15 protein-coding genes are annotated in these 17855 nt (G+C 43.0%); 3 read left to right on the top strand and 12 right to left on the bottom strand.

Going from position 1 to position 17855, the window contains the following annotated elements; translation table 11 throughout:
- Nucleotides 1–278: 278 nt before the first annotated feature.
- From JWR23_RS13465 to JWR23_RS13440, 6 genes are all read right to left on the bottom strand, one after another.
- Entirely contained in the window at nucleotides 279–725 is a 447-nt protein-coding gene (locus tag JWR23_RS13465) for a DUF1569 domain-containing protein (RefSeq protein ID WP_299516687.1), read from the bottom strand.
- 142 nt (nucleotides 726–867) lie between these two features.
- Nucleotides 868–1830, bottom strand: a complete 963-nt coding sequence (locus tag JWR23_RS13460; protein WP_299516686.1) for an NAD(P)-dependent oxidoreductase — start codon at nucleotides 1828–1830, stop codon at nucleotides 868–870.
- 286 nt (nucleotides 1831–2116) lie between these two features.
- Nucleotides 2117–3106, bottom strand: coding sequence for an SDR family oxidoreductase (locus JWR23_RS13455; protein WP_299516685.1), 990 nt, complete (start codon nucleotides 3104–3106; stop codon nucleotides 2117–2119).
- A 17-nt stretch (nucleotides 3107–3123) separates the two neighbouring features.
- Entirely contained in the window at nucleotides 3124–4425 is a 1302-nt protein-coding gene (locus JWR23_RS13450; RefSeq protein WP_299516684.1) for a nucleotide sugar dehydrogenase, read from the bottom strand.
- 406 nt (nucleotides 4426–4831) lie between these two features.
- The gene (locus tag JWR23_RS13445; protein ID WP_299516683.1) at nucleotides 4832–5380 is read right to left on the bottom strand and encodes a ferritin-like domain-containing protein; all 549 of its coding nucleotides are present in this window, start codon (nucleotides 5378–5380) and stop codon (nucleotides 4832–4834) included.
- A gap of 43 nt (nucleotides 5381–5423) precedes the next feature.
- A complete protein-coding gene (locus JWR23_RS13440) occupies nucleotides 5424–6431 on the bottom strand; it encodes an SDR family oxidoreductase (protein ID WP_299516682.1) in 1008 nt (335 codons plus the stop codon).
- A 997-nt stretch (nucleotides 6432–7428) separates the two neighbouring features.
- Here JWR23_RS13440 and JWR23_RS13435 point away from each other — a divergent pair.
- The 3 genes from JWR23_RS13435 to JWR23_RS13425 are packed head-to-tail and all read left to right on the top strand — an operon-like array spanning nucleotide 7429 to nucleotide 11109.
- Nucleotides 7429–9204 (top strand): carbamoyltransferase C-terminal domain-containing protein, encoded by a 1776-nt coding sequence (locus tag JWR23_RS13435; protein ID WP_299516681.1) that lies wholly within the window; start codon nucleotides 7429–7431, stop codon nucleotides 9202–9204.
- A complete protein-coding gene (locus JWR23_RS13430) occupies nucleotides 9146–10117 on the top strand; it encodes a glycosyltransferase (RefSeq protein WP_299516680.1) in 972 nt (323 codons plus the stop codon). Before JWR23_RS13435 ends, JWR23_RS13430 begins: the two co-directional genes overlap by 59 nt.
- Complete coding sequence (locus tag JWR23_RS13425) at nucleotides 10114–11109, top strand: glycosyltransferase family 9 protein (protein WP_299516679.1); 996 nt, start codon at nucleotides 10114–10116, stop codon at nucleotides 11107–11109. Before JWR23_RS13430 ends, JWR23_RS13425 begins: the two co-directional genes overlap by 4 nt.
- On the opposite strand, the gene JWR23_RS13420 is transcribed toward JWR23_RS13425, so the two are convergent.
- The 6 genes from JWR23_RS13420 to JWR23_RS13395 all read right to left on the bottom strand — a co-directional run bounded on the left by JWR23_RS13420 (nucleotide 11065) and on the right by JWR23_RS13395 (nucleotide 17839).
- Nucleotides 11065–12207: a glycosyltransferase family 9 protein gene (locus JWR23_RS13420; RefSeq protein ID WP_299516678.1), complete on the bottom strand. Its 1143-nt coding sequence runs from the start codon at nucleotides 12205–12207 to the stop codon at nucleotides 11065–11067. The two genes, JWR23_RS13425 and JWR23_RS13420, sit on opposite strands and share 45 nt — an antisense overlap.
- Nucleotides 12197–12766: an HAD family hydrolase gene (locus JWR23_RS13415; RefSeq protein WP_299516677.1), complete on the bottom strand. Its 570-nt coding sequence runs from the start codon at nucleotides 12764–12766 to the stop codon at nucleotides 12197–12199. Before JWR23_RS13415 ends, JWR23_RS13420 begins: the two co-directional genes overlap by 11 nt.
- Before the next feature lie 11 nt (nucleotides 12767–12777).
- Nucleotides 12778–14049, bottom strand: coding sequence for a glycosyltransferase family 1 protein (locus tag JWR23_RS13410; RefSeq protein ID WP_299516676.1), 1272 nt, complete (start codon nucleotides 14047–14049; stop codon nucleotides 12778–12780).
- A 14-nt stretch (nucleotides 14050–14063) separates the two neighbouring features.
- The gene (locus JWR23_RS13405; protein ID WP_299516675.1) at nucleotides 14064–15032 is read right to left on the bottom strand and encodes a glycosyltransferase family 4 protein; all 969 of its coding nucleotides are present in this window, start codon (nucleotides 15030–15032) and stop codon (nucleotides 14064–14066) included.
- 139 nt (nucleotides 15033–15171) lie between these two features.
- Nucleotides 15172–16692 (bottom strand): MFS transporter, encoded by a 1521-nt coding sequence (locus JWR23_RS13400; protein WP_299516674.1) that lies wholly within the window; start codon nucleotides 16690–16692, stop codon nucleotides 15172–15174.
- 361 nt (nucleotides 16693–17053) lie between these two features.
- A complete protein-coding gene (locus JWR23_RS13395; RefSeq protein ID WP_299516673.1) occupies nucleotides 17054–17839 on the bottom strand; it encodes an alpha/beta hydrolase in 786 nt (261 codons plus the stop codon).
- Nucleotides 17840–17855 lie beyond the last annotated feature (16 nt).

Here is a 17855-nt window from a genome sequence, read left to right as displayed (position 1 = left end):
ATAATATTTGATAAGGGAATATTTAGCAGTATGATCGTTAATGCAATGTGATGGGATAGTTTTATGAGTTAGAAGCTAATGATCTAAAGTGTGCTTGCCGGTCTTACTGTATGGCTGTAAGATTCCTTCACATTATTTTTTAGCAACTGATTATTAGGGTTAATCTTTATGCCTTTTTTTCCAATTTCTATAGCCTTATCCCCACCGCCCCAATTTATTATAGGTGGCACAAATATTATTATAGGTATAAGCCAGATTCAACAATAACAGAAATTAACTTAACTATTAAATTGCCTTAGATGATGGTCTGCATGTTTATATACTAAACACCCAATTTGTTCTTTGGTCATTTTGCCGAAAAACCAATGTACAAAATCAGGATTTGAAAAATGTGCATATTCTTCAATCAGGGCAATCCATTTCTTTTTCTCGGATGCTATATCACCATTTTTTTCACTCACCTTAAAATCAGCACTTGTGGGCGCATTTTTACCCATTGGAGTTTCATCTTTTGTTAAATTTTTTAAAGCCATTTTACCCAGCAGCCGGCCAAGAAACATCCGTTTATAATTTTTCTTGCCCAAATACATTTCATCGGCTAATATGCAATGTTTAAGCATTTGGTAAATATTCATTTGGCCCCATTCGGGCGTCCTACTTTCATTAAGTGTTTTGATCCGGCCGACCAATTCATCTCTTGTTGCGTTATCAAATATTGTTTTCATGTTTCCTACGGTGCTATCAAACAAATCTACAATATGCAAACTAATAAAGATAGGGCAGGTCTGGACTATTTAGTAGGTCAAATACGACAAAAAGCCCCTTTACGAAAGTAAAGGGACTGGGTAACTTTCGATTCAGACAAAATTAAATACTTATTTGTTTGTAAACCGCAATAATATCCTCATCACCCAAAGCAGGTTCTGCATTTTGAAATGTTTGATAAGCAACCTCACCAAGCGGGGTTGAAAGGCCAATGCCCTTTGCAAGACGCAGATCTTTCGCAATGTTGCTTAATGAAAACATGGCATTAAAGTTATTATTGACTATGGCTTCGCCTTTTATTTTAATAAATGGGCTGCCTAGCGCACTGTTATTGATGAGCGTCATCAGGTCTGTATTTTTAATGCCGTTCTGTTGGGCAAAAACAACTGCCTCTGCCAATCCTTGAGCTTGTATGCCAAGTAATGTATTAATAACCAATTTTGCCGTGTTGCCCGCGCCTGTATCACCTACCAGCAGGGCCATACGGCCAATTTTCTCAAGTATTGGTTTAGATTTTTCAAATGTGTTTCCATCACCACCTGCCATAATAACCAGTTGTGCTTCCTGGGCTTGCTTTACACTGCCAGACACCGGTGCATCCAAATAATGATTGCCTTGCTGCTCACAAGCAGCAGCCATCTCTTTACTGATTGCCGGCGATACGGTACTCATGTTAATGATGATCTTTCCATTGGTGCCTGCACCTAACAAACCGTTGTCGCCTTTAAAAATATCATTGATAGCTTTATCATCAGTAACCATAATAATAACTACTTCTGCCTGCTGTATCAAAACGGCGGGGGTTGATGCAACACCGGCACCGCTTGCTTTTAAAAGCTCTTCTTTTTCTTTACTGCGATTGTATACAATTACAGGAAAGCCAGCCTTTATTAATGATTGTGACATGGGAATACCCATTTTCCCAAGTCCTATCCAGCCTATTTTTGTTGTGTTCATGATTTGTATGTTTATGGTATAATGTATCGGTTTGCTTTTTTTCAGCCAGTTGCTTAACCAGATTATCACATACTTACGTACATGGCTGGCTGTAATGCAAATATACATGAATGATTAACCGCAAAAGGAATGATTGCGTTTATTCAGCCAATTCTGTCACGAATTATTAAACCTTTTCAGAAATGGCAAATCTATGATGAGTTAACTTAAACTCAACTATTTCGGTTCGTCTACTTTGAATGCGGAGCACGAGTGGCCTTTACCCGCGTAAGGGACAACACCTTCAACCTTCATCTGTGCCAACTCAAAATATAAAATAGTTTCCGGTAATGCCAGATATCCTTTCAGTAATTCTTTTCGGTTTTACCGGGTTCAATAATAATTAAAGCCCATATTACTTTAATTGCAATTTATTAGCTATAGTTAGCTTTAATCCTTCCCTAACAGAGAATTGGGGTTGATAACCTAATAATGACGCCGCTTTTGATATATCAGCAAGACTATCTTTGATGTCGCCGCTCCTGGTTTCTTTATACAAAGGCTTAATGTTTTTACCGGCTATCTCGTTAACCATTTCCCAAATATTGTTTAACGATGTTCTTTCGCCACAGGCTATATTATAAATCTGGTTAATAGCTTTAGTATCGCCAACAAATAATGCCTTTATATTAGCCTGAATAGCATTTTCTATATAGGTAAAATCACGGGTTTGTTCGCCGTCGCCATTAATACCGGCAGGTAAGTTTTCGTCAACAGCCTTTATAAATAATGGAATTACAGCTGCATATTCGCCCAGGGGGCTTTGTCTGTGTCCAAAAATATTAAAATAACGTAGTCCGATAGTTTCTATACCATATGTTTTGGTAAATACGTCAGCATATAATTCGTTCACTAATTTAGTAACTGCATAGGGCGATAGGGGTTTGCCTATTTTGTCTTCAACTTTGGGTAATTCTTTACTATCGCCATAAGTAGAGGAAGATGCGGCATACACCATGCGTTTAATATGGCCATGTTCTTTCACCGCCCAAAGCATATTCAGAAATCCTGATATATTCACTTCGTTTGTAGAAAGAGGGTCGTTAATTGAGCGGGGCACCGAGCCTAACGCGGCATGATGACTCACATAATCCATTCCTTCAATTGCTTTTTTGCAGGTCTCAAAGTTGCGGATATCCCCTTCAATTAATTCAAAGGCCGGATTCGTTTTATATTTTTCAATATTATAATAAAAACCTGTAGAAAAATTATCTAATACACGTACTTTTCCGGCACCATATTTTAATAAATATTCCACCAGGTTTGACCCTATAAATCCCGCCCCACCGGTTACAAGAAATTGAAGATTCCTTAAATCTTTAGTATGGTATTGTTTATCGTACATTATTAGTTGAATTTATATTATAATCTTCCATCAACTAAAGATGGCATAAGAACTCCTTTAACATCAAATAAAACTCCCGGAGTTTTAAGTATAGTTGTAATATCAATATCTTTGAAATCATTATGGCTTACAGCCAATATAATTGCATCGTAGGTTTTGTCAGTAGGCAATGTATTAATGCAATCCAATTTGTATTCTTTTTGCACCTCGGTACAATTAGCCCAAGGATCATAAATAGTGATGTCAGCGTTGTAAGTTTTTAATTCCTTAACAATATCAACCACTTTAGTATTTCGTATATCCGGGCAGTTTTCTTTAAATGTAAAACCCATTATTAAAATGGATGATTGCCAAACGTTTATCTGTTTCTTAACCATTAATTTAATTACCGCCTCTGCTATATACGGCCCCATACTGTCATTAATTCGCCGGCCTGACAAAATAATTTCAGGATGATAGCCCGCTGAAGTCGCTTTTTGGGCTAAATAATACGGGTCAACACCAATACAATGACCGCCAACCAATCCTGGTTTAAAAGGCAAAAAGTTCCATTTGGTGGAAGCAGCTTCTAAAACTTCATTTGTATCTATCCCTAATAAGTTAAATATTTTCGATAGCTCATTCACAAAGGCAATGTTAATGTCCCGCTGCGCATTTTCAATAATCTTAGCAGATTCCGCAACTTTAATAGACGAGGCTAAATGAGTACCTGCCGGAATTATGGACTGGTATAATTCATTGATTATTTTTGCAGATTGCGGGGTAGATCCCGAAGTAACTTTTTTAATGTTAGGTAGTGTCCTGGTTTTATCGCCGGGATTTATGCGTTCAGGCGAATAACCGCAAAAAAAGTCGGTATTAAATATCAGGCCCGAATGTTTTTCTAAAATGGGAACGCAATCATCTTCTGTACACCCCGGATATACGGTAGACTCATATATCACGATATCCCCAGTTTTCAATGCCAGGGCGACGGTTTCTGTAGCTTTAATCAATAGTGTCAGGTCTGGATTATTATACTGGTCTACCGGTGTTGGTACGGTTATAATAAATATGGTACAATTATTCAGCTTGCTTTTATCAGACGTAAAATAAACTCCCAAATCGTCATGATCAGACCGTGTCACATTTTTTAATTCGTTGGGTTCTGCTTCCAAAGTATGATCAGTGCCATTGGTCAATTCATCTATGCGATTAATATTTATATCGAATCCGGTAACTCTATATTTTTTGCCAAATTCAATAGCTAAGGGAAGGCCAACATAACCCAATCCAATAATAGCAATATCTTGTATTTGATAATTATTTATTACGTTCAATTTTTTTATATGTTATTTGATAAATACGCAAAGTAAAAAAGAAGTATAGTTGAGAATAAAATCCCCAAAAAAAGAATTTTACAATTGGTAATACTATACTTGGAGTATAGGTTGGCAAACGTAATTCCCGCTCATCAATAATTCTAAATAATGGCGTTTCTTCTGCAGATTAATTTTTGCAATTTCAAGATTTCGCACTATCTCTATACTAACCAGATCAATTATATTGAAAATTATCGCAATAAAAAAATCTTAATAATAGGTGAAGCCCATACCACGATAATTAATCATTTGACAAGACTTCCTAAGATTGCCTTTTTCAAGTTGCTCTTTGTGTGGTCATTGCTATTGACTGCACATTTACATTAAAAAAACGCCTGCTATTATGCAGGCACTTTTTAACTGATCAGGAGAAAAATCCCTTGTCTTCTTCTTTGGGCTCTGTGCTCGCCTGGTAATTGATATTGTTTTCGGCGATTTGCGTCAGCAGATTGTCCGCTTCCTTTTCTTCCTTCAGCGTTTGGCTCAGCAGGCCTGCAGCATCGTTGTATCCCAGGGTCTTGGCCAAGGTGACCATTCCGCCATAGGTAGCGATTTCATAATGCTCGGCTTTCTGGCCAGCGAAGATTAAGCCTACATCGCGCTGTGAGGTGCCTTCGTCAGTATCGTCGATGATATCTTCGCCTTCATCTACTATACCGGCCATTGCTGCACATTTGGTGGTGTCTACTTTAGCGCCTATCATGCCGAATACCTGTTCCAGGCGACTGACGTGATTCTGGGTTTGTGTCATATGGTTGCCAAATGCATCTTTTAGTTCAACAGAGGTAGCGGCCTCCTGCATTTTCGGCAACGTTTTCACCAGCTTCTTTTCTGCCCAAAGCAGGTCTTCCAACTGGTCGGTAAAAAACTCCTTCAACTTTGAATCGGTTCTTTCTGTGGTTTGTGTTTCCATAGTGTTTGTTTTTATTGATTAAATGTTAAAAAAAGGATGCTCATTAAGGTTGCCCTGAGCCCCCCGAAGAGCCATAAACCTGGCCGTTCGCGTAGCTGGCGTCAGCTGATGCCAACTGTACATAAATTGACGCCAGCTCCACAGGCTGGCCTGGCCTGCCCAATGGGGTGTTGCCGCCAAATTGCTTTAATTTTTCCTGTGTTGCGCCGCCGCTCACCTGTAGCGGTGTCCAGATCGGCCCCGGCGCCACGCCATTGACCCGGATGCCTTTTGGGCCGAGTTGCTTCGCCAGTGATTTCAAATAATTCATCGTGGCCGCCTTGGTCTGTGCATAATCATACAGGTCAGGCGAAGGGTCATATGCTTGCTCGGAGGTGGTACCGATAATCACCGATCCCGGCTGCAAATGCGGCAATGCCGCCTTAATAATCCAGAACGGCGCATAGATATTGGTCTTCATCGTCCAGTCGAACTGCTCGGTGGAAATGTCCAGTATGGATGCATGGGTCTGTTGGCGCCCTGCATTGTTTACTACAATATCCAGACCACCTAATTGCTTTACCGCTTCCATGACTAATTTATTGCAAAAAGCCTCATCGCGCAGGTCGCCCGGGATAGCTACCGCTTTACGGCCCTCAGCTTTGATTAGTGCAATGACCTCTTGGGCGTCCGGCTCTTCCGTCGGGAAATAATTGATCGCTACATCCGCACCTTCACGGGCATAGGCGATAGCAGCGGCTCGCCCCATGCCCGAGTCTCCGCCAGTAATGAGTGCTTTACGTCCTACCAGGCGGCCGGAGCCTTTATAGCTTTTTTCGCCATGATCGGGCCGGGGATTCATCTTGCTGGCCAGTCCCGGCCAAGGCTGTGATTGACTTTCGAAAGGCGGTTTGGGATATTTACTGGTAGGGTCTTCCAATGCTTTTGCTTCCATAATACTTGATGATGTTTTGCTGTTTATTGCTAAAACCGGCGCAACTGCCGCTGTCGCCAGCGTGGCACCTAAACCGGCGACCACTTGCCGCCGGCTGATTTTATTTTCTTTGTTCATGTGGGGTCTTATCAATTCTGCTGATTTTGTTGCTGTTATTCCTGCTCTGCCTGTTTTTGATGCGATTAAATTCGATATGAAAAATTAGTTCCCCCGTGAAGTAAGCAAATACAGCAATAAACCTATACCCGTTAAATTTATTACTGTACCATGTACACGTTGATACACCTGGGTACACCCTGGTACACCTAAAATTGCAATGCATTGAAAATGATCATGTTAAATTATTGTCAAATAAACAACTCAAAAATTAACGTGTTTAGCTATTGAAAATTAAGCAGCAAGCGCCTGTTTATATGGTTAAGGGGCTTGCCGTTTAAATGGTAAATATTATTGCATGACGGTCACTGCGGCCACTTTAGCCATATTCTTGTCCGTAATCCTTCAACAGTTTTAGCATAATTCCATTTTTGCATCATATTTTTGAAATTTATTTCCTCAAAATCTAATCGCTAAACAGGTTAATAGATATATTTTTAACATAAACATACTATTCGCGGTTTTAAGATTCTTCAGAAATATTTTAGTAGGGGAGGTTATAAAAGTAAACAGCAGGCGGCTTTTATTTGTATTTAGGTTAACCAACTATGGAAAATATGGCTATCACAAATAATATTCCAGGAGACGGCCATTGTGAAAGTGCTGGCAGGAAGCCTGAAACCCTATTGTCCAAAAAGTTTATAAAGGCAAAGCGGATACTGTATATGATTGCCTGAGTGTAGGTGGCGGTATTACCGGTTTAACGGCTGCGCTTTTATCACAGAAAGCCGGAAAGCAGGTGCCGCCTGACACCGGATCATTCCAAAAAGTATGACCGTACAGACTGGATGCGCACAAGGTCCGGTTTCCCCTAAAAATAACCGTTCGTTTACCAGTATAAGTAGTTTTATTTTCTTAAAACTATAATTTATTTATTCTGTTGAAATTATAAATAGTGATCAAACTGGCAGTAAACCAGTTGCAGCAATAAATCGGGGGCTAAACAAATCACGAAAGTATGTATATATTAGGAATCAACGCGGCTTTTCATGATTCAGCAGCATGTATATTAAAAGATGGCCAATTACTGGCAGCCACAGCAGATGAACGTTTTACGCATATCAAGCACGGAAAACGGCCGGTGCCGTTTTCAACCTGGGAACTACCTTTTCATGCGATTGATTATTGCTTAAAAGTAGCGGGGATTCATTTGAGCGAAGTAGACCATATTGCTTATTCATTTGATCCGTATTTACTGTTAGGGGATGAATACGCCGGGCGAACATCTATTGAAATTCCTTTGGAATCCGGCGATGATAAGCTGTCAAAAGAGTGGCTCAATCCATGGGCCCCTTTGTTTATAACTTCCATCGTCAACGCGCCGCGGCAGTTGGTGGACGGCTATCCACATCATTTACAAAAACGCTTTATCGGCGCGTCTGTTAATGATTTTGAATGGCATTTCGTAGAACATCATATCGCGCACGCCGCAAGCGCGTTTCACTGCTCGCCCTATAGTCATGCGGCGGTGATGACCATGGACGGCCGGGGTGAAAAAGCGACCACTTCTTATTTTACAGGTAATGACAACAATTTAACACTGATCGACCAGGTTTATTTACCCAATTCACTGGGCCTGCTTTATGAGGAAGTTACTACTCACCTGGGGTTTCTGCACTCTTCGGATGAATATAAGGTAATGGCGTTGGCTTCCTACGGCAAGCCTGAATTTGTAAACGATTTCAGAGAAATGATCCGACTTAATAATAACGGTCATTATACAATCGCCAATCAAAACCTTGAACAGCGGTTTGGCCCAAAGCGGTTAAGACATGAGGAATTTACCAGCCATCATTTTAACATTGCCCATTCGTTACAGGTGGTGCTGGAAGAAACAGTTTTAAAAATAACCGAATGGCTGTATCGGCAAACCGGCGAGCAAAATTTATGTATGGCTGGCGGCGTAGCATTGAACTGTGTGCTTAATGGCCGTATACGCGACCAGGGCTTATTTAAAAACATTTGGGTGCAGCCCGCTTCCGGCGATGATGGTACGGCTTTGGGTGCTGCCTTATGGGTGGATGTACAGCAAAGACAAAGTACCACTAAAGGCTTTGTGATGGATCATGCTTACTGGGGGCCGGAGTACAGCGATGAGGAAATCGAAAAATTCATCAAATGGGCCAAAGTGCCTTACCGGAAGCTGGATAATAAAGCGGAAGAAACCGCCGGGCTATTGGCTCAGGATAAGATTATCGGCTGGTACCAGGGACGAATGGAATACGGCCCGCGCGCTTTGGGAAGCAGGTCCATACTGGCCTCGCCGATCAACCCAGCGATGCAGGCCCGTTTAAATGAAGTAAAGGACCGGGAGGATTTCAGGCCGGTTGCTCCGGTGGTGTTAGAAGAAGAGGCGGCCAACTGGTTTGAAAATGCCGGTTACTCGCCTTTTATGTTATTTGTTTATAACGTGAAGCCCGAGAAAGCGGATCAAATACCTGCTGTAAGGCATATTGACGGTACGGCGCGTATTCAAACCATTAATGAAAGGCAGCATAAAGCTTATTATGATCTGTTAAAAGCGTTCCAGCGTAAAACCGGGGTGCCGGTGTTGGTGAATACTTCGTTCAATACCTTAAGCAAGCCTATCGTTTGTTCACCGCGTGATGCTATTGAATGTTTTTGGACCTCGCCTTTTGATGCTTTGGTTATCGGATCTTTTTTAATTCAAAAAAATGGAAATACAATTGTCAGTCGTGATCCCTACTTACAGGCGTCCGAAATTATTGCTTAATTGTTTAAGTGCTTTAGGAGCACAGCGTTTTGATCCGGAAGCTTTTGAGATCATTGTGGTTAGTGACGGCCCTGATAAGCCTACGGAAAATGTGGTAACCAGATGGAACGTCAAAAACTTACCCCGGATTCGGTATTTTCACATCCCCGAAAAAAAGGGTCCGGCGGCAGCTCGTAACTATGGCTGGTTAAATGCCAAAGGCGGGTTGGTAGCTTTTACCGATGACGACTGTATCCCGGATGAAAATTGGCTGCAGGCCTTTTATAATCAATACCATGCAGAGGATTGTTTAGCCTTTAGCGGAAAAACCGTGGTCCCCGTTCCTGAAAAACCTACGGACTATGAACTTAATATCGCCAACCTGCAAACGGCTGATTTTATAACAGCCAACTGCTGTTGTACCAAAAAAGCGCTGGCGATCACCGGCGGCTTTGATGAACAGTTTACTATGGCCTGGCGTGAGGACAGCGATCTGGAATTTAAGCTGATCAAAGCCGGCATCTTTATTATTAAGGTAGGTAATGCTATAGTTACCCACCCTGTAAGAAAAGCGGCTTGGGGCATTAGCATCAAGGAACAGAAGAAAACCCTCTATAATGCTTTACTGTACAAAAAGTATCCCGAACTTTATCGTCAAAAAATACAGCCTGCTTCACCGGTTCATTATTACATGATCATCCTGGCTTTTTTTATAATGATGACAGGCTTTATTTTACGAAACACTTCGTTTGCTACAGGGGGCTTTATAATTTGGATGAGTTTAACATTGTTATTTACGCTCCGGCGATTGCACGCTACCACTTTAGCACCTTACCATTTGCTGGAAATGGTAGTGACATCCCTGTGCATACCATTTTTATCAGTTTACTGGCAATGCTATGGCGCAATTAAATACCGTGTTTTGTTTATATGAAATTACCGGCTGCTATTAACAAGATCATCGTCTTCCGGGCTTTGCAACTGGGGGATATGCTCTGCCATATTCCCGCCATGCGTGCCTTACGCCGGGCTTATCCCGGCGCCAGCATTACCCTGGCAGGTTTGCCCTGGGCAAAGTCATTCACCGATCGTTTCAGTGCTTATTTTGATGACTTTATCAGGTTTCCCGGCTATCCGGGTTTGCCTGAACAGCCCGTGGACCCGGTGCTGTTCACTTCATTTTTAAATAATGTACAAAACGTTCAGTTTGACCTGGCTTTGCAAATGCAGGGAAACGGCACCATCGTTAATGCCATGATAGAACTTTTTAACGCCCGTTATACGGCCGGTTTTTTTCTTCCTGGCGATTATACACCTAATCCGGATTATTTTTTAGCCTATCCCGCTAATGGGTCCGAAATTGAAAGGCATCTGCAGTTAATGGAATATTTAGGCATCCAATTTCAGGGAAATCAGCTTGAATTCCCTATAACCAAACAGGATCAGCAGGAATATGAGCTGTTAAAACTGAACCTTGTTTCCCAGAAATATATATGTATTCATCCGGGCTCGCGTGGGGCCTGGCGTCAATGGCCCACCGCACACTTTGCAGCAGTAGCCGATTATGCTGTGAAATGCGGTTTTGAAGTGGTTATAACCGGTACAAAAGACGAGGCTACTATTGCGGAAGAAGTCATCAAACAAATGCAACAACCTGCAATTAATCTGGCCGGGCTAACAAGTTTGGGTGTCATGGGCATTTTAATTAAAAATGCTTGTGCGCTGATTGCTAATTGTACCGGTGTATCACACATGGCGGCTGCTTTTAAAACACCCAGCATTGTGATCAGTATGGACGGCGAACCTGAGAGATGGGGGCCCATTAATAAAGAATTGCATCATATGATCAATTGGCAGAAAGATGCTAATTTTGAGCAAGTGCTAAATCGTACCGATAACCTGCTCCATGAGTTTTATAATACATAACTGCTGGTTGTTAAATGCAGCGGGGTTATCTGACAGTTCTATTACCGAATCAACAATGGCTACTGCGCCGGGATAATCCATTAACCCGCTATAAAAAAACTGGTTCACATAGTTGATCACTTCGTTTTTACTATGCAAGTTGCCAGGCACCTGATAGGGCAGCACCATACATGATGATTGCCACGGTGTATGTTGCGGGTTGGTTAACGCATATAATACTACAACAGGCGTTTTAACGGCTGCTGCTATATGGGTCGTGCCGGTATTAACGGTAACCATTATGGTAGCACGGTTAATTAAGGCGATCAGTTCCTCCAAACGGAACAACCCGCCGGTTGAAAAAGCGCCGGCGCCTATTTGCCATTCCAGTTCATCAGTTAATTGTTTTTCTGAAGCAGAGCCGGTTAGTACAACCTGGTAGCCGTTGTAGTTAATAAGTTGCTTTGCGGCCTTGATCCAATTTGCTTTTGAATACGACCGTTTTACTTCGCTAACACCCGCATGCAGGATTAACCATTTTTTTCCGGGATCAAATCCTAAAGCGGTCAGCTTGTCTTCGGCCGCATTCCATAAAGCCGGATTAACCTGAAGATACAAGTCATGATGATGGGTTGTAGCGCCTATGGTTTTAACCAGGTCAAGATCGCGTTGTACCTGGTGTTTGATTTCCGAGTAAGGCTCTTTATCCGGCACCCAATGAGTTAAGAGCTGATACGGATTTTCACGGCAATAGGCCAAACGGTTTGGGATGCCGGCCAGGTAAGCCAGCATTACGGCAGGCAAAGGGTTTTGACTGTAGACCGTAAAAATAACCGCCGCATCAAATTGCCTTTCTTTGAGTTGTGCTATTACGTTATTAAATACCAGAGGGTCAATCACAGATCCGGTTTTAACCCAGGGCAGGTCATATTCCATCACCTCATCAATTTCGGGCATAAACGGGGCGATACCGGCAGCTATTGAAGATGTTAATACGGTGATCTTTGCGCCAAAAGCTTCTTTTAGCGCGCGCAGCGCGGGGCCGGTCATGACCAGGTCGCCCATATTATCCGGGCGGATGCATAAGATATTTTTACATGCCTGCCAATTATTTAACATCTGTTTTTAATATATGATCCGCTGCTTCGTTAATCGTCCTGGCTTTCAATACAGGGTTACGTATTTCATTTAAATACCATTCTGTTTCGTTCCCGTTGTCGATTAGTATACTTCTGCAGCCGGCGCGGTTACCCGCTTCTATATCGTTTAAAATATCGCCGATCATCCAGGAAGTGCTCAAATCAATATCCAATTCTTCTGCTGCCTTAAACAGCAAGCCCGGAGCAGGTTTACGGCAATCGCAGTTAATGGTTAATGATTTAACCATGCCATCGGGATGGTGCGGGCAATAGTAAAAACCGTTAAGGATGATACCTGTGCCGGCAAGCATTTCTTTTAGTCGCTGCTCTACCGCAATTAATGCTGTTTCACTAAAATACCCCCGGGCCACCCCGGCCTGGTTGGATACCACGACCAATAAATAGCCCTTTTCCTGTAAATGGTGCAAGCCGGCCACACAATGGCTGCTCAATGCCATGAATGCCGGATCTGCATTATAAGGGACATCGGTGATCAAGGTGCCATCCTTGTCTAAAAAAACCGCTTTCTTCTTGGTCATTCCTTTGGATATTAGCCGGCTTTCATTAATTTGTTTTCAAGCTCAGTATCTATGATCTGCTGATAAAGGCTGCTCACTTTGCGGGCCACGTTGGCCCAGGTAAAATACTTGTTTACCCGGTTAATGGCATTTAACCTTAGCTGCTTCAGTTTGCTTTGGTCGAAGATAAGTTCGTCCAATTTTTCAGCCAGTTCAACCGGGTCATCGGGCGTAACCAAGGCGCCTGTTTCTCCATCCAGTACCGAGTATTTGATCCCGCCTACATTGGAACCGATCACCGGTGTACCGCAGGCCATTGCCTCTAAAGGAGTGATGCCAAAAGGCTCATACCAGGGGGTGGTCACGAAGATATCCGCGGCAGCATAATAGTATTTAAGTATATCCCGCTTTTTTCTCCCGACAAAATGAATATGCTCCACCACATCATGTTCCTGAGCTATTTGGTAAAGGCGGTTGATTTCGGGACATTGTTTTGGATCAGGATGCTCGCTTTCCCCGCCAACGATTACCAGACAGATTTTTTTACCTTTTATCTTCAACTGCCCCAATGCTTTGATGACATTATCAACCCCCTTTCGCGGCACCATGCGGCCAAGCTGCAATATAATGGGTTCATCAGACTGTAATTGGAGTTTTTTACGTGCTTCCGTTTTTTCGATCGGGTAAAATTCATCCCGGCTAAAACCGCAAGGTATGACCGTGATTTTTTCAGCCGGCACCTGATAGTGATCGATCATATCCTGCCTGTCCTGGGGGCATTCCGCGATCACCCGATCTGCTAAAACGGCTACCCTTTTTTCAATCCGGATACGCTCAGGCGGAAACTTGTCGTTATTCCCCTGGTACAATTGCCGGATATAACCCAATGCATGGAAGGTAACCGCAAAAGGAATTTCTAACCGGGCTTTGATTTCCGAGGCGACCAGGCCGGACATAAAAAAGTTTGCATGAATAAGGTGATATTCCATTTCCTGGCCGGATATAAAAGCCATCATATTATCCCTAAATTCCGGCATGTAAGGTAACAATTCTTCTTTGGGTATCACGGCAGCAGGCCCGGCCTTCACATGGATGACCCTTATGCCGGGCAGCCAGCTAACAACCTGTTGCCGGGAGGGATCTTCCAACCTGGTATAAATGTCGATCTTATAATTTTCACTTGCCAGAAATTTAGCCAATTGTGCCACATAAACGTTCTGGCCGCCGGTATCTACGCCGCCCAGATCAGCTAAAGGGGAGGCATGTTCACTGATAAAGGCGATATTTTTAGGTAGCTCATTCATAAATAGACGGGTTATTATTCAGTAATTAATAAATGCAGTTGTTTATTGATTACGGCTAAAAAGAGTTGTTCCCACTGGTGGGTGAATCGGCTGATATTAAATTTCAGACTGGCTGTTTCACGGCCATTTGCTCCAAGTTGTCGGGCATGTTCGGCATCCTGAAGCAATAATTGCATTTTATCGATCAGATAATTAATATCGGTATGTACGTAACCTGAGTGGCCATTGTCAATAACCGTGGCCAACTCGGTGGTAGCCAGGCCGACTGTCGGGATACCTATCATCATGGCTTCGCAAACCGCCAGCCCCAGGCTGGTATACCGGATGGGATTAAAGAAAAAACGGTACTGACTAATAAATTCCGGCAATTGCGGATGCAGGACCTCACCCAGCCCCAGTTCACCGGTTCCCATGCCCACCAGGTCCAGGGGAATATGCTTGCGCACCTCCAGGAATACATCCAGCCCGAGCAGGCGACCGCGTGAAGGCAGGTTATTTATCACCACGATACCTTTATTGAATTTTCCGGTATAGCTGACACCCGGCTGCGTTACCCCGTGCTCAATAACCAGGGCCGGGGTTTCGTTATTGTCCCACATTAATTTGTTAAAATGGGTAACATGGACCAGCGTTACCGCAGGGTCATTGACAATATGCCTGGTATTAACCGGGTGTTCCCGCGGCGGGTCGTGCTCTAAGTATATTTGGGGCAAACTTCTTTGTTCTTCGGAAAGAATTTCGAACTGGTCTGTTAAATAATTCTGGTTGGTTTGAAAAAGAATAACATCAAACCGGTGATATTTTACCTGGTCAGAGGGTAGCTCAATGACGTTGGGCCCGAAATTAAAAGTTTTCCCCCGGCCATAATAGCCTTCCGTTTTCTCAGGTTTAACAGGAATATAAATATCGTAATTACCTTGCGATAAATAGAAAAGGTAACTGCCGTGGATATGCCACGTAAAAATTTTAGGCCGATGTTTCATAGTATGCTTTATGGCCCAATCGTCACAAAAATGAAACCAAGTTGTCAGAAGCGCTTTAATTTTTGTAAACGTTTCTGACAGGATTGCAGAAGTGTTTACATATACCTACAGGCTGTCTATTAATCCAAACCTCAAAATATTAGCTTAGGTTTTTATCCGGTAAAACCGGAAAAGCGGAGTAGCGCTTTTGTTTTAGCAGCTTTTTACTTCTTCGCCTGGCAATAATAGCGGGTAGATAAACGCGGTCTGCAACTTCGCGGCCAAGCTGCTTTCTTAATTTTTTCCGCAGGTTGGCACGCAGGTGAATTACCGCACGTGCCTTAGCTGTTTCTCCGGGTTCTGTAACCCGGCCAAGAAACCGTAGGGAAAGCATGGCCAGTAAGCCCCCGAAAATAAAAAAGTAGTTCCAACCCTGCAGGTTAACTAAAGTAAAATTCGTGACGGAGTTAGTGCTGATGAACTGCATATTCCAGTTAAACTGGTGCGTGGCAAAAAAATCAGCCAGTAAGCCGCCGATAAGTGGTGCGATGGTGGAAAAGAACGCCACAAACATATTTTTTACGGAAAGGTAAGCGATGGCCTCGTTTTTTGAGGCTAATTTAAGGCCAATGTTGCTTAATGCCAGGTTAGTGCCCGCGGCTGACCAGCCGCTTACCAAATAGATGATGACCAGCAGACCAAGCCTGAACAGTTCGCTGGATGGCATCGCTGTAAAGGCAAATAACAGGATACAAACAATATACAAAGGTGCGCTTATGCTGATGATGGTCTTATTGCTAAAGCGATCGGTATATAATCCCCATAATTTATAGGATAAAATACCGCTCAACTGGCTCAGAATACCCAGGGAAATGACATAAGATAGGGGCAAGCCAATGGTTTTAAGCATATAAACCGAAAAGAACGGTGTTGCTAAGTTCAAGGCAAATGCCCAAAATGAATTAAAGATTAACAGATTTTTAAAATTTTTATTCCTTAAAGGCATTATAAACAAGGTAAGCAGTCTATCATTGATCGGCGTTGCACGCGGCTCCGGGGTACGCAATAAAAAACCGACACTCAATAGGCCAAACCCACCGCCAATTAAAAACAAAATATTATAGGTGATTACTTCGTCAGCCGGATAATGCGCCTTGATATAATCTATACAAAATGCGGTGGCCAGGCTTAAGGTAACGTTTAGCGTTTGCGCCATGCGGATGCGCCTTGAAAAAAATGCGCCTAATTGTTTTTCCGGTACCAGGTCTTTCACCCAGGCGTTCCAGCTGGCCCCGGCAATGTCACCGAATATATGCTGGAAAAAAAGCAGCAGGAATAATACCTCTATACTGGTGCCGGTGGTAAATAAAAACGGAATTAATCCTATAGCGATCACCGGTAGGCGGGCAAGCAGGTTAAACAAGGCCGTAATGACCCGGCGATTATTAAACCGCTGCACCAACCAGATCGCCGCTAATTGAAAGATCGTTGTAAAGGTAGGCAGCGCCGCAAACAAGCCCAATTGAAAATTGGTAGCGCCTAAGCTGATCGCCATAGCGGTGAGAAACGTGCCACTGGTGAATACCACCATCGCTTCAGCGCTCATACCGTCAGCGATCACCAGTTTCAGCCCCGATTCGGTTTGATCTTTAGTTAACGATTTTGATGGGCGTAAATTCATTCTTAACGGCATCAGCATTTACTACAGAAGAAACCCCGTCATGATCAAAAAGTTTAAAAATTTATGCTTCAGCTCAGTAAGCAGCTGCGGCGCGGGAGCCGTGGCGCGGTTTGCTCAAAGCCTATGGAATGGTATATTTGTTGTTCAGGTTTTATTTAATTCTTTAAGCTCAAGACCGGCCTTCTCATATTTCCAGTTTATACACGGTTGTATTGGTCAAATGTGGTGCAATAACGTTGATTGCGTCGTTTTTAAATAAAAGATGCCACAAATGGCGTTACTTAGATTTGATTGTTTTTGAGATTGACGATTGGCCTAAAATTCAAAAGCCCGCAAATCAGGGATTTGCAGGCTTTTGTAACTATTCATTTCCGGCTTTGATTGTAGCCTCGATGATTAACTGAGCGACCTCTTTGGGACGCGATTCGAAAACAGAATGGCTGGCGCCCTGAATTTCAATCGTACTACTGTTAGCCCTTTTGGCATACATGCGCTGCAGGTCGGGGTTGATGATTCGATCAGCGCTTGCCACCATGTACCAGCTGGGTTTCAGGCGCCAGGCCGGATTCAGAATAACGGCATGAAATACACTGTCAGCGGTAGGCATTTGAGCATTAGCCATAAATTCAGCCTTTTCTTTGGGCAAATCCGCGGCAAAATCTGTATAAAAGTGAGCCGGATTGATATAATCAAAGCCATCGGCCGCTTTTTGCAGTGATTTATAAGCGGGCGGGAAACGTTTTCCATTGGCTGCCTCTGATTCTCCCTTATCCGGCGCATGCGCCGCAATGTATACTAGTCCGACTACGTGAGGGTTATTACCAGCCTCGGTGATCAGCCCCCCGCCGTAGCTGTGTCCAACTAAAATACAAGGACCGGTTTGCATATCAAGTACACGTTGCACCGCTGCAAGGTCGTTTTGAAACGAGGTTAGCGGTTGCTGGACTACAGATACATGATAGCCCTTTTTTACAAGAATGTCATAAACAGGTTTCCACCCCGAACCGTCAACGAATGCTCCATGCACCAGCACAATATTTTTTACCGGGCCTGGCCCCTGCCTGATGGCGGCTGACAAAAGGAGGGAATTAAGCAATAAAACGGCTGTTATCGCCATACCGATGATGGTGTTATTTACAGTTTTCATAATATATTGGATTTAA

It is taken from the genome of Mucilaginibacter sp. (assembly GCF_028288205.1).
Taxonomy (GTDB): domain Bacteria; phylum Bacteroidota; class Bacteroidia; order Sphingobacteriales; family Sphingobacteriaceae; genus Mucilaginibacter.
The sequence above is the reverse complement of the archived record's forward strand: the minus strand, read 5'-3'. Positions and strand labels throughout refer to the sequence as shown.

Coding starts and splice junctions, on each gene's coding strand:
- JWR23_RS13395 (WP_299516673.1), bottom strand. CDS start 17,839: ATGAAAACTGTAAATAACACCATCATCGGTATGGCGATAACAGCCGTT.
- JWR23_RS13440 (WP_299516682.1), bottom strand. CDS start 6,431: ATGAACAAAGAAAATAAAATCAGCCGGCGGCAAGTGGTCGCCGGTTTA.
- JWR23_RS13435 (WP_299516681.1), top strand. CDS start 7,429: ATGTATATATTAGGAATCAACGCGGCTTTTCATGATTCAGCAGCATGT.
- JWR23_RS13455 (WP_299516685.1), bottom strand. CDS start 3,106: ATGTACGATAAACAATACCATACTAAAGATTTAAGGAATCTTCAATTT.
- JWR23_RS13425 (WP_299516679.1), top strand. CDS start 10,114: ATGAAATTACCGGCTGCTATTAACAAGATCATCGTCTTCCGGGCTTTG.
- JWR23_RS13430 (WP_299516680.1), top strand. CDS start 9,146: ATGGAAATACAATTGTCAGTCGTGATCCCTACTTACAGGCGTCCGAAA.
- JWR23_RS13400 (WP_299516674.1), bottom strand. CDS start 16,692: ATGAATTTACGCCCATCAAAATCGTTAACTAAAGATCAAACCGAATCG.
- JWR23_RS13405 (WP_299516675.1), bottom strand. CDS start 15,032: ATGAAACATCGGCCTAAAATTTTTACGTGGCATATCCACGGCAGTTAC.
- JWR23_RS13420 (WP_299516678.1), bottom strand. CDS start 12,207: ATGTTAAATAATTGGCAGGCATGTAAAAATATCTTATGCATCCGCCCG.
- JWR23_RS13415 (WP_299516677.1), bottom strand. CDS start 12,766: ATGACCAAGAAGAAAGCGGTTTTTTTAGACAAGGATGGCACCTTGATC.
- JWR23_RS13460 (WP_299516686.1), bottom strand. CDS start 1,830: ATGTATATTTGCATTACAGCCAGCCATGTACGTAAGTATGTGATAATC.
- JWR23_RS13445 (WP_299516683.1), bottom strand. CDS start 5,380: ATGGAAACACAAACCACAGAAAGAACCGATTCAAAGTTGAAGGAGTTT.
- JWR23_RS13465 (WP_299516687.1), bottom strand. CDS start 725: ATGAAAACAATATTTGATAACGCAACAAGAGATGAATTGGTCGGCCGG.
- JWR23_RS13410 (WP_299516676.1), bottom strand. CDS start 14,049: ATGAATGAGCTACCTAAAAATATCGCCTTTATCAGTGAACATGCCTCC.